Origin of the sequence: Thauera phenylacetica B4P, assembly GCF_000310225.1 — a bacterium.
Taxonomy (GTDB): Bacteria; Pseudomonadota; Gammaproteobacteria; order Burkholderiales; family Rhodocyclaceae; genus Thauera; species Thauera phenylacetica.
This window is the reverse complement of sequence record NZ_AMXF01000115.1, coordinates 1-12,633: the sequence shown is the minus strand read 5'-3', so window position 1 is coordinate 12,633 and position 12,633 is coordinate 1. Positions and strand designations below refer to the sequence as shown.

The following is a 12,633-nucleotide window of genomic DNA, read 5'->3' as shown; positions in this document are numbered from 1 at the left end:
CGCGCCCGCGCCGGACACGAGCGCCGCCGCGCAGCCGGATGTCGCCGCGGCGCGGCCGGCCGGCGTGCCCCTGCCGTCCAACGTCGCCGCCCGCGTCGGGGAGGGCAGCGATTGAGCGCCCGTCCGCAACTGCCCGCCAGCCTGCAGGTCTTCGAGCGCGGCTGGTTGTCGGCCAACAACGTGCTGCTGTTCGACGGCGACGAGGCGACGCTGATCGACTCCGGCTACCTGAGCCATGCCGATCAGACGGTGGGGCTGCTGCGCGCCGCGCTCGAGGGGCGCCCGCTGAGGCGGCTCATCAACACCCACTCGCACTCCGATCACATCGGCGGCAACGCCAGCGTGCAGCGCGCCTTCGGCTGCAGCATCACGGTGCCCGAGGGCATGGCGCGCGCGGTCGAGGAGTGGGACGAGGAGGCGCTGCTGCTGAGCGTCGGCGCGCAGGCCGGCGAGCGCTTCCGCCATGACGAAACGCTCTCGGCCGGGGCGCGCTTCGTCGCCGGCGAGCTCGAATGGCAGGCGGTGGCCGTCCCTGGCCACGACATGGACGCGCTCGCCTACTACAACCCCGAGCGTCGCATCCTGATCTCGGGCGACGCGCTCTGGCGCGACGGCTTCGGCATCCTGTTCGCCGAGGTGATGGGCCAGGGCGACGCGCTCGGCGAGGCGCGCCGCACCCTGGAGGCCATCGGCCGGCTCGCGGTCGATGCGGTGATCCCCGGCCACGGCGCGCCCTTCGCCGAGTTCGACGACGCGCTCGAGCGCGCCTTCGCGCGCATCCGCGCCTTCGAGGACGACGGCGCGCGCATGGCGCGCAACGCGATCCGCGCCTGCATCACCTTCAAGCTGCTCGAGGTGCGCAGCATGGCGCTCGTCGAGCTGCCGCGCCACCTCGACGAGACCCCGCTGTATCGCACCGCCAACGCGCGCTACCTCGGCCTCGACGCCGACGCGCTCGCGGCCTGGCTGGTGAAGGAGCTCGAGCGCGCGGGCGTGGCGCGCAGCGAGGACGGGGCGCTGGTGGTCCTCTGATCGGGTTTTCCCGGGGGCGCCAGTTCGTCATCGAGCCGCAACAAGCAGATACAATCGCGGCTCGTTTCCCGGGAAAACAAAAATGCAAGCAACCGTCGACTGGATCAACGGCTGGGTGTGGAGCCCTGCCCTCATCTACCTGTGCCTGATCGTAGGCCTGTACTTCTCCATCCGGACCCGCTTCATGCAGGTGCGCCATATCGGTGAGATGGTGCGCGCGATGTTCCGCGGCAAGAGCTCCGCGGCGGGCGTGTCGTCCTTCCAGGCCCTCACCATCGCGCTCTCCGGGCGGGTCGGCACCGGCAACATCGCCGGCGTCGCCACCGCGATCGGCTTCGGCGGCCCGGGCGCGATCTTCTGGATGTGGATGGTGGCCTTCCTCGGCGCCGCGACCGCCTACATCGAGTCGGCGCTCGGCCAGATCTACAAGACCGAACACCACGGCCTCTACCGTGGCGGTCCGGCGTACTACATCGAGAAGGGTCTCGGCTGGCGCGTCTATGCGATCGTGTTCGCGGTCGCCACCGTGTTCGCGTGCGGCGTGCTGCTGCCCGGCGTGCAGACCAACAGCATCGCGGCCAGCATGGAGAACGCCTTCGGCGTGGCGCCGGCGGTCACCGGCACGATCATCGTGATCCTGCTCGGCCTGATCATCTTCGGCGGCGTGCGCCGCATCGCCCAGGTCACCCAGGTGGTGGTGCCCTTCATGGCGCTCGGCTACGTGCTGGCGGCGGCCGTGGTGGTGGCGCTCAACATCGACAAGGTGCCCGAGGTCGTGGGCCTGATCCTGTCCTCCGCCTTCGGTCTCGATGCGGGCTTCGGCGCGATGATCGGCCTGGCCATCCAGTGGGGCGTCAAGCGTGGCGTGTATTCCAACGAAGCCGGCCAGGGCACCGGCCCGCACGCGGCTGCGGCCGCGGAAGTGCCGCACCCGGCCGCGCAAGGCCTGGTACAGGCCTTCTCGGTGTACATCGACACCCTGTTCGTGTGCTCGGCGACCGCGTTCATGGTCCTGATCACCGGCACCTACAACGTCACCGGCCCGGACGGCGCGCAGGTGTTCACCGGCCTGGCCAACATCTCGGCCGGCACCGGCTTCACCCAGGCGGCGATGGAGCAGGTGCTGCCCGGCTTCGGCTCGATGTTCGTCGCGGTGGCGCTGTTCTTCTTCGCCTTCACCACGGTGCTGGCCTACTACTACATTGCCGAGACCAACGTCGCCTACCTGACGCGCAACCTGCGCTCCGAGGCGCTCATCTTCGTGCTGCGCGTGGCGCTGATCGCCTCGGCGCTGTATGGCTGCGTGCGCACCAGCGACCTGGCCTGGGGCCTGGGCGACATCGGCGTCGGCCTGATGGCCTGGCTCAACATCGTCGCCATCCTGGTGCTGCAGAAGCCGGCCCTGCTGGCGCTGAAGGACTACGAGGCGCAGCAGGCCCAGGGGCGCCTCGAGCCGCAGTTCGACCCGCGTCCGCTGGGGATCGAGAACGCCGAGCTGTGGGTGAAGATCGCCGACCGCAGGAAGCGCGAAGGCTGATCGGGCGCCGGGCGCTTCGCGCGCCCCCCGCGCAGGACCCGCCCGCCGACACTGGGCTATAGTGTCGGTGGGCGTTTTTCATCCGGAAGGGGCAATGCAGATCGTTCTAATCAGCGGCTTGTCGGGCTCGGGCAAGAGCATCGCGCTCAACGTGCTCGAGGACGCCGCGTACTACGTGGTGGACAACCTCCCGGCGGTGCTGCTGCCGCAGCTGGTGGCGCACCTGCACGGCGCGGGCTGGCGGCGGGTGGCGGTGGCGGTGGACATGCGCTCGGGCGCGAGCATCGCGGCCTTGCCGCAGCAGGTCGAGGCGCTGCGTTCCACGGTGCGCGACCTGCGCTTCATCTTCCTCGAGGCGCGCGACGACGCGTTGATCGCACGCTTCTCCGAGACCCGCCGGCGCCATCCGATGGCGGTCGACGGCTACACGCTCGAAGAGGCCATCCAGCGCGAGCGCGACGCGCTCGCCAGCGTGGCCGAGCTCGGGCACCGCGTCGACACCAGCGACTTGCACCCGAACACGCTGCGCGCCTGGGTGAAGGACTTCATCCAGATGGCCCCGGCCGAGGGCATGACGCTGATGTTCGAGTCCTTCGGCTTCAAGTACGGCATCCCGCTCGACGCCGACCTCGTCTTCGACGTGCGCTGCCTGCCCAACCCGCACTACGACCCGCGCCTGCGTCCGCTCACCGGGCGCGACCAGCCGGTGATCGACTTCCTCCAGGGCGTGCCCGAGGTCGGGCGCATGTCGCAGGACATCCACGACTTCGTCGCCAACTGGCTGCCCGCCTACGTGCGCGACAACCGCAGCTACCTTACCGTGGCGATCGGCTGTACCGGCGGCCAGCACCGCTCGGTGTATATCGCCGAGTGGCTGGCCGAGCGCTTCCGCGGACAGGTCGAGGTGATCGTGCGCCACCGCTCGACCGCGCGCCGCGCCGCGGACCGCGCTGCCGGCAAGGTGGACGCGAACGGAGACGGGAACGGGCAGTGAGGCTGGAGCTTGCCGACTGGCGCGGGTTGCTGCGTCCCGGCGACGTGCTGGTGGCGCTCGGCGGGCTGCTGGTGTGCGGCTATGCGCTGCTCGCGCTATGGCAGGGCGGGGTGCCGGACGGTGCGGTGATCCGCGCCGGCGGCAAGGTGGTGGCGCAGGTGGACCTGGCGCGCGAGCGCACGATCGAGGTGCCCGGCCCGCTGGGCGTCACGCTGATCGAGATCCGTCCCGGGCGCGCGCGCGTCGCCGCCGATCCGGGGCCGCGCCAGTACTGCGTTCGCCAGGGCTGGCTCACCCAGGCCGGCGCGGTGGCGATCTGCGCTCCCAACGAGGTGAGCCTGAGCCTGACCGGGCGGGCTGCCGACTATGACTCCCTCAACTATTGAGCTGACCCCCACCGCAGAGGACCGCCGCATCGCGCGCCACGCGGCGGCGGCGATCGTGCTGACCGTGGCCGAGGCGGCGATCCCGCTGCCGCTGCCCGGCGTCAAGCCCGGGCTGGCCAACATCGTGACCCTGGTGGTGCTGGCGCGCTGGGGCTGGCGCGAGGCGGTGTGGGTGTCGCTGCTGCGCGTGCTCGCCGGCAGCCTGCTGCTCGGCCAGTTCCTCGCCCCCGGCTTCTTCCTGAGCCTGTCGGGCGCGCTCGCCAGCCTGGTGGTGCTCGGCCTGGCGATGCATCTGCCGGCGCGCTGGTTCGGCCCGGTGAGCCACAGCATCCTCGCCGCCTTCGCCCACATCGGCGCGCAGTTGGTGGTCGCGCGCCTGTGGCTGGTGCCGCACGACGGGGTCTTCTACCTCACCCCGGTGTTCGCGCTCGCGGCGGTCGTATTCGGCCTGCTCAACGGCCTGGTCGCCGCGCGCCTGCTGCGCGAGCTGCAGCGGGTATCGCCGCCGCCCGGAGATCCGATGGAACGCTGATCCCGTAGAGCCGTCCAAACAGCCGATGCTGGCAAGGCAACGCCGGCGCAGCGTAGGGAGGTGGCATGCACGGACGGTGGTGGAGGTGGCTCGGCACGGTGCTCGCGGTCGTCAGCGGCCTGTTGTTCGGCTGGATCGCGGGCTCGGGCCTGGTGCACGCGGCACCCCTCGTGGCGACGGATGCCGTGGTGCGATCGCCGGTCCAGCGGCCGGCGGCGAGTGCGCCGAGCGATCAGGCGAGCGCCTTGGCAAGGTGCTCCAGCGCGCGCTTCCAGCCGTCCTCGGCCTCGGCCTTGCGGTAGCTCGGCCGGTAGTCGGCGTGGAAGGCGTGGGGCGCGTCGGGATAGACGTGAATGGTGCTGCGGCCGCCCGCGGCGGAGAGCGCCGCCTGCATCTTCTCGACGTCGGCGAGCGGGATGCCCTGGTCCTGGCCGCCGTAGAGCCCGAGCACCGGCGCATGCAGCTTGCCGGCGACATCGAGCGGGTGCTGCGGGGTGAGCTCCGAGACGGCGCCGACGAGGCGTCCGTACCACGCCACCCCCGCCTTCACCGACGGCTTGTGCGCGGCGTACAGCCAGGTGATTCGCCCGCCCCAGCAGAAGCCGGTGATCGCGAGCTGGGCGGGGTCGCCGCCCTGGCTCGCCGACCATGCGGCGCAGGCGTCGAGGTCGGCCATGACCTGGGCGTCGGGCACCTTGGCGACGATGTTCTGCAGGATCGCCGGGATGTCGGGCTGGGTGGTCGGGTCGCCCTGGCGGAAGAACAGCTCGGGCGCGATCGCGAGGTAACCCGCGTGCGCGAGGCGGCGGCAGACGTCGCGGATGTGTTCGTGGACGCCGAAGATCTCCTGTACGACGAGGATGACGGGCGAGCGGTCGCCCGCGGCGGGCCGGGCGTAGTAGACCGGCAGCTCGCCGCCCTGCACTGCGATGGCGGCCGTGCCGGTGGCGAGGCCGGTGCTGGCGGTGCTGATCACTGTGCTGGCATGGACAGGCTGCACGGCCAGCGCGAAGCCGGCGGCGGCGACGCCCGCGAGAAAGCCGCGGCGGTCGAGGCGGGCTGCGGGGAGCAGGCTGTCGAACTGGCCGCGCTCGTCTTCGGCGGCGTGTTGCGCACGGCGGGGGGTGGCTTGCATCGTGGCGGTCTCCTCTGGGGTGTGGTGGACATGCCCCGGAGAGACAGCGCCTTGTGCCCGGTCGTTCCGCGCGTGGAGCGGGAAAGTGGTCGCGTAAACGACGCGCGGCCCTCGAGGGGCCGCGTGAGCTGCGAGGGCGACGCGATGCCGCCTCGCGGTGTGCTACGGACGACTCAGCGCCGGCGCGGCGGCGGCGCGGCGGCGGCACCGGCCGGGCGACCGGGCAGGTGGCGGAAGGTGATCCGGCCCTTGCTGAGGTCGTAGGGCGACATCTCCAGCGACACGTTGTCGCCGGCGATGATGCGGATGTGGTGCTTGCGCATCTTGCCGCCCGAGTAGGCGATGAGGTTGTGACCGTTGTCCAGCGTCACGCGGTAGCGGCCGTCGGGCAGCACCTCGGTGACGGAACCGTGCATTTCGATGAGTTCTTCCTTGGCCATGTCGGGGCTCCTGTAGGGGTTCCGATGCCCGCTCGTGCGCGGGACCGGAGAGGCGCGTTCCGCCGTACACGGGCCTCGAAGGGGTCGGGCGCCACGTTCTTGTGGGGCATCGACCATAAAAAGACGGCACCAGATCGGCGGGCCGGCTGGAAATGTTGCAATTGCGCTCGCCGGCCAGAAGCCGGAGGCGTGCAGCGAAGGCGAGATCGAAGAGCGTACGCGGGGCGCTCGGGATCGCTGCGAAATGATGATGACGCGCTGCGTCACGCACAGTCATGGCGGATTGGATGCGTACATTCCAAACCGACCATGAATTCAAGCCAAACTATACCAGATCAGGCCTTGCCGGTCGATGGCTGCGTGTTGCGCCGCAGCAAGACGTCCAGCCGGTTCGCGAAGCTGCGCGCATCGGCCGCCGAGAAGGTGCTCGGCCCACCCGTGTCGACGCCGGTGGCGCGCAGCGTGTCCATGAAGTTGCGCAGGTCGAGCAGCTCGCGGATGTTTTCGCGACCATAGAGCTCGCCGCGTGGCGACAGGGCGTGGGCGTCCTTTTCCACCACCGCGGCGGCGAGCGGGATGTCGGCGGTGATGACGAGGTCCCCGGCGCCGGCATGCTCGGCGATGTAGCGGTCGGCCTCGTCGAATCCGCCCGGCACCTGGATCATGCGGATCCGCGGCGACGCGGGCGTGCGCAGGAACTGGTTGGCGACCAGGGTGAGGGGGTGCTGCGTACGTGCGGCGGCGCGGAACAGGATGTCCTTGACGAGCACCGGACAGGCGTCGGCATCGACCCAGATATGCATGCGGGGACTCCTGCGAGAGCTGGCGCAAAAGAAAATGCCCGGACCGAAGTCCGGGCATTTTCCTTGAAACTTGGTAGGCCGTGCGGGATTCGAACCTGCGACCAACGGATTAAAAGTCCGCTGCTCTACCAGCTGAGCTAACGACCCAAAAGCGAGGCCGAATGATACTGGCCCGGCGGGCGGGCGTCAAGCGCAGCGGTGCGTGCTGTAAGTGCGTGCCCTCGCAAGCGCATGGACCTTGCGCCAGGTTGCGCCAAACCCTGCCCGGGCCTATATTCGGACTACCCCCCCCTCAAGCCGAAGGACGGCCATGGACGGCCCGCACACTTCCGGTCCATCGACCGGGGCGGCATTCCAGCCGCTCGTCGATGCGCTTCTGGTCGGCGACCACAAGCTGTTGGCCGCGGTGGCGCAGCGCCTCATCGAACAAGGGTGCTCGCGCGAACAGGTCGTCACCGATGGGCTGGAGCATGCGATGGGGCTTCTCGACGACAAGTGCACGGTCGAGAGCTTCAACCTGCTCGAGATCATGCTCGTCGGCCGCGCGGTTTCCTCGGTGGTGCGTGTCCTCTATCCGGACGGCTACGCCCCGACCCAGGGCCGCGCCACCTTCGTCATCGCCACCCTCGAGGGCGACGTTCACGACCTCGGCAAGAACATCGTGCGCATGGTGCTCGCCGGAAAGGGGTTCCGGGTGGTCGATCTCGGCCGCGATTGTCCGGTCGACGACCTGGTCGGTGCGGCGCAACGCGAGGGCGCGGTGGCCGTGCTCGTCAGCGGGCTGATCAGTCCGGTGGTGAGCCAGGTGCGCAAGCTAAGGCCTGCGCTGCGCGCGTGCGGGCTCGCGCACGTCCCGGTCGTGGCCGGCGGCGCCGCGCTGAAGCAGCTGCGCCCCGAGGCGCTCGACGTCGATTACGTCGCCGAGAACGCCTTCGACGGAGCGCACTATCTCGAGCGCCATGTGAGCGGCGCGCCCGCAGCCTGAACAGCCTGGAGCGCATCCTGCGGGCGACCCGGCTGGAGCCCGTGGACCGCACGCCGCTCGTCCCGCAGCTGTTCGGGCACGCGGCCGTCAGCGCAGGCCTGTCGTTGCGCGATTACCTGCACGACGGCGAGGCGCTCGCGCATGCCCAGATCTGCGCGCGCGAGCGCTATCGCACCGACGCGGTCTTCGCCTTCCTGGATTTCGGTGTCGAGGCCGAGGCGCTGGGCGCGCCGCTGAGCTTCCGCGACGACCGCTATCCCGACGTCGTCGGCAGCGTGCTGGGCGCCGACGACGATCCCGCCCGCCTCCGGCTACCCGAGCCGGCGAGCGCCGGCCGCATGCCGGTCTGCCTGCGGGCGCTGCGGACGATGCGGGGGCGCCTCGGAGACTCCGCCCTCGTGGCGGGGGCCGTCGCCGGCCCGATGACCGCGTGCGCGCAGCTCTACGGCATCGAGAACGCGCTGTATCTCGCGATCGACGATCCTCCCCGCCTCGCCGCCGCGCTCGATTTCTCCACCCGGCTGGCCATCCGCTACGGGCTCGCCCAGCTCGACGCGGGCGCGCACGCCGTGATCGTGTTCGATCCGGCCGCGTCGCCGGCGGTCGTTCCGCCCGGCTTCTTCCGCGAGTTCCTCGCGCCGCGGCTCGAGCGGGTCCTGGCGGCCCTGCGCGACGGCGGCGCGGCCTTCACCTGGCTCAACATCGCCGGCCCCACCGCCGGCATCCTCGACTGCTATGCGCGCATCGGCGCCGATGTGGCGACCTTCGATTATTACCTGAGTGCGGCCGAGGCCTGCCGCCTGCTGCCGCGAACCTGCCTCGCCGGAAACCTGAAGTCGCTCGATTTTCTCGATGCCGCACCGGACAGGATCGAGCGCCAGGCGCGCGCCCTGGTCGCCGCCTTCGAGGGCCGCGGTGGCTTCCTGCTGTCGAGCGGATGCGAGATTCCGCCCGAGGCCGCCGCGGGCAACATCGCTGCCATGGCGGCGGCGCTGAGCGGGGACTGAGCGCCATGACCACGCTGGCGGTTCGCGCAGGTGGAGCGCTGCATCGGCTCGCCTACGATCCTGCCGCCGGGCTCTCGCTGCGCGCGATCCTGGAGCCCACGGACTTCCGCGTGCGCACGGCCTGCCTCGGGCTGGGGGCCTGCGGCCTGTGCCGGGTCCGGGTGCTCGCCGGCGAGGTGGGGGTGCCCACCGCGGTCGAGCGCGCCCAGCTCGAGGATCCCCTCCTCGCCGGCGGTGTCAGGCTGGCGTGCCAGTGCAGGCCGGTGGGCGAGGTGGAGATCGAGGTGCTCAGTCTCGCGCCACCGACGAGCTGGCGTATTCCGCCCGGCGGCCCGGGTGCGATCGGGCCCCTGCGCTGGAAGGCGGACCCCGCGCCCCCGCATGCGCAGCCGCGACCGCTGGGGGTCGCGGTCGATCTGGGCACCAGTCACATCAGCGTGGCCGTGATCGATCTCGCCGGCGCGCGGCCGCTCGCCCTGCGCGTGGGCGCGAACCCGCAGCGCGCCCACGGTGCGGATGTGATGACGCGCCTCGTGGTGGCCGGCGATCCGGATCAGGCACATGCGCTCGCCAGCCTGGCGCGCGCGGCCGTGGGCGAGGCGCTCGGCGAGATCGCCCGCAGCGAGGGCATCGACCTGCGGCGCGTGCGCCAGGTGCTCGTGGTCGGCAACACGGCGATGCTGAGCCTGCTCGCGGACAGGAACCATCAGCGCCTGCTCGAGCCCGCCAGCTGGTCGCTGCCGCTCGATTGCGCACCGCTCGAGACCGCTTCATGGGGACGCGAGTGGGGGCTCGCGCCGGAGGCCTCGATCGAGGTGGTGGCGCCGCTGGCGGGTTTCGTCGGATCCGACCTGCTCGCGGGCGTCGTCGCCGAGCGCATGCCGGACCTGCGCCCGCCCGCCCTGCTGATCGATTTCGGCACCAACTCCGAGATCGCCTTATGGACAGGCGACACGCTCTGGGTAACCGCCACCGCCGGGGGGCCGGCGTTCGAGGCCAGCGCGGGGCACGACTGCATCCCTGCCGAGGCCGGCGCCGTGGTTCGCGTGCGCGAAGGCGATGCGGGCGCGTTCGAATACGACATCGTCGCCGGTGATGAGCCCAGGGGCCTGTGCGGCTCCGGCCTGGTCGACCTGCTGGCCTGCCTGCTGCGACAGGGGCGCCTCGGCCCGCGCGGCCGCTTCAGCGACGGCAGCGAGCGTCTCGAGTTCGCGGTGAACGGGCGTGTGCTCGGCCTGGGCTGGCGCGAGGTCGATGCCTTGCAGCGCGCGAAGGCCGCGATCGGCGCGGGCATGAAGGTGCTGTGCGGCTGCGCCGGCGTGGAGCCGCACGCGCTGCAGCGGGTCCTGGTCGCGGGCCTGTTCGGGAGCCATCTCGACCTCGACAACGCGGCGACGATCGGTCTGCTGCCGAGGCTCCCCGAGGGCCGCCTGGCGCTGGTCGGCAACAGCGCGTTGGCCGGCGCGTGTGCGTTGCTGCTGTGCGCGGACGCGAGGCGCATGCTCGAGCGCGCGCGGGCGTGCGTACGCTTCGTCAATCTCGGTCGCATGGCGGCGTTCGACGAGGCCTTTGTGGATCACCTGTACCTCGAACCGATGAGCTCCGCGTCATGACTGCAGTGCCACCCGGCCCGCGCACCCCGGTGGATGCCGTGGTCCGTACCGCCCAATACCTCGCCGGCATCGTCTCGTATGAAGGGCTGTGGCCCCAGCTTGGGCGCCTCGTGCGCAACTTCTTCGGCGCCGATGTGGCCGCGTTCGTCGCGCGCGAGGGGGAGGGCGGCGAGCGCTTCCTGCATTGCGAGCCGGACTGCCCCATGCTCGCGGCGGCGTGCGCCGAGGCCACCGCCATGGTGTTCGAGAGCGGCTTCCTCGCCACCGAGGCGGTGCGGATCCCCGCGCCGCACGAGGTGATCCTGCTGCCCATCGGCCGGGAGCGGCAGCGCACCGCCTACGTGCTCATCGCGGCGCATCGGGGCAGCACGGCGCTGTCGCGCGACACGCTGGACCTGTATCTCGCGCTGGCGGGCCTGATCGAGACCACGCTCGATCGCATCGCCTCCCAGCATCGTTTCCTCAGCATGGCGGACAACGTGCCCGAGCTGCTCTTCCAGTTCGTCGAGCACGATGGCCGCTGGGTGTTCAGTTACGCGAGTGGCGGCGCACGCGCCGCGCTGGGGGTCGAGGCCCAGGCCCTGATCGCGGATCCGGAATTGCTGTTCGCGGGGCTCGATGAAGCCGGGGGAGCGCGCCTGCGCGAGGCCCTGCACGCCAGTGCCGCGGGGTGCCGCGTGCACCTGCCGCTGTGCTGGCGCGCTCCCGACGGCGGCCTGCGCCACCTGCTGCTCGACGCCGTCGCTGCCACCGGCGAGCAGGGGCGACCGGTCTGGGATGGCGCGCTGCGCGACATCAGCGAGCAGGTCCGGCTCGAGGAAGAGAGCCGGCGCAACCTGCTGCGCCTGAACAAGAGCATGGAGGACGCCATCCAGGCGATCGCGACGACGATCGAGAAGCGCGACCCGTATACCGCGGGCCACCAGCGCCGCGTGGCCGATCTCGCCGCCCGCCTCGCCGCCGCCCTCGGCATGCCGGAAGAGCAGATCCACGGGATCCGCCTGACCGCGGCCATCCACGACATCGGCAAGATCCACGTGCCGGCCGAGATCCTGAGCTACCCCGGACCCTTGCCGGAGATCGAGTTCGCCCTGATCCGCACCCACCCCCAGGTCGGCTACGAGATCCTCGAGAACGTGGACTTCCCGTGGCCGGTCGCGGAGATGGTGCTCCAGCACCACGAGCACCTGGATGGCTCCGGCTATCCGCGCGGGTTGCGGGGCGACGAGATCCTGCTCGGGGCGCGCATCATCACGGTCGCCGACGTCGTCGAGGCGATCGCCCTCTACCGGCCCTACCGACCCGGCCTCGGGGTCGACACCGCGCTGGCGGAGATCGAGCGCAGCCGGGGGGCGCGCTACGATCCCGCGGTGGTCGATGCCTGCGTGGAGCTGTTCCGCGCGCAGGCTTACTGCTTCCCCGAAACCGCCGATCCAGGTCGTGTGTTCGCGCGCCCGCCCGCGCAGCGCAAGCCGGAGGGATGAGGTCTTGCGGGAGCGCGCCTGCGACAGCGCAGGCGGTGTCGTGCTCGTGTTCCCGCTCCCGACCGGGGGCGCGCATCGCGGTGGGCGACGGCCCCGGCCCGCTCAGGGCGCGCGCGTCAGCAGCCAGTACTGGAGCTTCATCGTCGCGGCGGCGCCCGCGATGATCGCGGTGGTCGTGATGAGCGCGCCGAGCGCCAGCGTCGACAGCCCCGAGACCCCCTGGCCGAGCGTGCAGCCGAGCGCCGTGACGCCGCCGCAGCCCATCAGCAGGCCGCCGGCGATGTGGCGCATGAGGTCGGCGGGGTCGCGGAAGCTCTCGATGCGGAAGCTGCGCGTGGCCAGCGCCATCGCCGCGGCGCCGGCGATCACGCCGAGCGCGCTGGCGATGCCGAAGCTCATCTGGCGGTTGGCGTCACTCCACAGCAGCAGCAGTTCCAGCGTGAAGGCCTGCGGGGCGACGAAGCTGAGCGATTCGGCGCGGCCGCTGTTGGTGGCGAGGAAGACCTCCTCGAGGGTGTCGGGGTGCTCGGCGATGTGGCCGAGGTGACCGGTGACGTACCAGCCCGCCACCGCCGCGAGGCCGACGATGGCGCCGCCGAGCAGTACCTCGGGGCGGCGCGCGTCGCGGCTCGCCAACACCCAGGCGAGCAGGCCGCCGCCGGCGAGCGCGCTGGCGGCGAGCAGC

At 71.3% G+C, this 12,633-nt stretch carries 13 protein-coding genes and 1 tRNA gene; 9 read left to right on the top strand and 5 right to left on the bottom strand.

Annotation, left to right across the window (positions count from 1 at the left end; translation table 11 throughout):
• Positions 1-111: 111 nt before the first annotated feature.
• The 5 genes from C667_RS14140 (at position 112) to C667_RS14120 (ending at position 4,481) form a co-directional block, all read left to right on the top strand.
• Complete coding sequence (locus C667_RS14140) at positions 112-1,032, top strand: MBL fold metallo-hydrolase (protein ID WP_004366554.1); 921 nt, start codon at positions 112-114, stop codon at positions 1,030-1,032.
• 82 nt (positions 1,033-1,114) lie between these two features.
• On the top strand, positions 1,115-2,569 hold the full coding sequence (locus C667_RS14135) for an alanine/glycine:cation symporter family protein (RefSeq protein WP_004366553.1): 1,455 nt from the start codon (positions 1,115-1,117) through the stop codon (positions 2,567-2,569).
• 94 nt (positions 2,570-2,663) lie between these two features.
• Entirely contained in the window at positions 2,664-3,563 is a 900-nt protein-coding gene (gene rapZ / locus C667_RS14130) for an RNase adapter RapZ (protein ID WP_004366551.1), read from the top strand.
• Positions 3,560-3,949, top strand: a complete 390-nt coding sequence (locus tag C667_RS14125; RefSeq protein WP_004366550.1) for a NusG domain II-containing protein — start codon at positions 3,560-3,562, stop codon at positions 3,947-3,949. Before rapZ ends, C667_RS14125 begins: the two co-directional genes overlap by 4 nt.
• Positions 3,930-4,481 carry a Gx transporter family protein gene (locus tag C667_RS14120; protein ID WP_245538476.1) on the top strand — a complete coding sequence of 184 codons (552 nt, stop codon included), beginning with the start codon at positions 3,930-3,932 and terminating at the stop codon, positions 4,479-4,481. The genes C667_RS14125 and C667_RS14120 overlap by 20 nt, the downstream gene beginning before the upstream one ends.
• A gap of 232 nt (positions 4,482-4,713) precedes the next feature.
• On the opposite strand, the gene C667_RS14115 is transcribed toward C667_RS14120, so the two are convergent.
• The 4 genes from C667_RS14115 to C667_RS14100 all read right to left on the bottom strand — a co-directional run bounded on the left by C667_RS14115 (position 4,714) and on the right by C667_RS14100 (position 7,006).
• On the bottom strand, positions 4,714-5,616 hold the full coding sequence (locus C667_RS14115) for a dienelactone hydrolase family protein (protein ID WP_004366548.1): 903 nt from the start codon (positions 5,614-5,616) through the stop codon (positions 4,714-4,716).
• Positions 5,617-5,789: 173 nt separating this feature from the next.
• Positions 5,790-6,056, bottom strand: a complete 267-nt coding sequence (gene infA, locus C667_RS14110) for a translation initiation factor IF-1 (protein WP_002925671.1) — start codon at positions 6,054-6,056, stop codon at positions 5,790-5,792.
• A gap of 335 nt (positions 6,057-6,391) precedes the next feature.
• A complete protein-coding gene (locus C667_RS14105) occupies positions 6,392-6,859 on the bottom strand; it encodes a YaiI/YqxD family protein (protein ID WP_004366546.1) in 468 nt (155 codons plus the stop codon).
• Between the two features lie 71 nt (positions 6,860-6,930).
• Positions 6,931-7,006, bottom strand: a tRNA-Lys gene (locus C667_RS14100).
• 163 nt (positions 7,007-7,169) lie between these two features.
• Between C667_RS14100 and C667_RS14095 the strand changes: the two genes are divergently transcribed.
• Genes C667_RS14095 through C667_RS24395 form a run of 4 tightly spaced genes read left to right on the top strand, consistent with a single transcriptional unit; the run spans position 7,170 to position 11,948 of the window.
• Entirely contained in the window at positions 7,170-7,844 is a 675-nt protein-coding gene (locus C667_RS14095) for a cobalamin B12-binding domain-containing protein (protein WP_004366545.1), read from the top strand.
• Entirely contained in the window at positions 7,841-8,851 is a 1,011-nt protein-coding gene (locus C667_RS14090) for a uroporphyrinogen decarboxylase family protein (protein WP_039921608.1), read from the top strand. Before C667_RS14095 ends, C667_RS14090 begins: the two co-directional genes overlap by 4 nt.
• Before the next feature lie 5 nt (positions 8,852-8,856).
• The gene (locus C667_RS14085; protein WP_004366542.1) at positions 8,857-10,464 is read left to right on the top strand and encodes an ASKHA domain-containing protein; all 1,608 of its coding nucleotides are present in this window, start codon (positions 8,857-8,859) and stop codon (positions 10,462-10,464) included.
• On the top strand, positions 10,461-11,948 hold the full coding sequence (locus C667_RS24395; RefSeq protein ID WP_004366541.1) for an HD-GYP domain-containing protein: 1,488 nt from the start codon (positions 10,461-10,463) through the stop codon (positions 11,946-11,948). The genes C667_RS14085 and C667_RS24395 overlap by 4 nt, the downstream gene beginning before the upstream one ends.
• Before the next feature lie 102 nt (positions 11,949-12,050).
• On the opposite strand, the gene C667_RS14075 is transcribed toward C667_RS24395, so the two are convergent.
• Positions 12,051-12,633: YeeE/YedE thiosulfate transporter family protein (locus C667_RS14075; protein WP_039921601.1), on the bottom strand; the 583-nt coding region annotated here is incomplete at its 5' end.

Bases quoted from the DNA above. Each gene is read 5' to 3' on its own strand.
- rapZ (WP_004366551.1), top strand. From the start codon at position 2,664: ATGCAGATCGTTCTAATCAGCGGCTTGTCGGGCTCGGGCAAGAGCATC.
- C667_RS14095 (WP_004366545.1), top strand. From the start codon at position 7,170: ATGGACGGCCCGCACACTTCCGGTCCATCGACCGGGGCGGCATTCCAG.
- C667_RS14105 (WP_004366546.1), bottom strand. From the start codon at position 6,859: ATGCATATCTGGGTCGATGCCGACGCCTGTCCGGTGCTCGTCAAGGAC.
- C667_RS14135 (WP_004366553.1), top strand. From the start codon at position 1,115: ATGCAAGCAACCGTCGACTGGATCAACGGCTGGGTGTGGAGCCCTGCC.
- infA (WP_002925671.1), bottom strand. From the start codon at position 6,056: ATGGCCAAGGAAGAACTCATCGAAATGCACGGTTCCGTCACCGAGGTG.
- C667_RS14085 (WP_004366542.1), top strand. From the start codon at position 8,857: ATGACCACGCTGGCGGTTCGCGCAGGTGGAGCGCTGCATCGGCTCGCC.
- C667_RS24395 (WP_004366541.1), top strand. From the start codon at position 10,461: ATGACTGCAGTGCCACCCGGCCCGCGCACCCCGGTGGATGCCGTGGTC.
- C667_RS14120 (WP_245538476.1), top strand. From the start codon at position 3,930: ATGACTCCCTCAACTATTGAGCTGACCCCCACCGCAGAGGACCGCCGC.
- C667_RS14115 (WP_004366548.1), bottom strand. From the start codon at position 5,616: ATGCAAGCCACCCCCCGCCGTGCGCAACACGCCGCCGAAGACGAGCGC.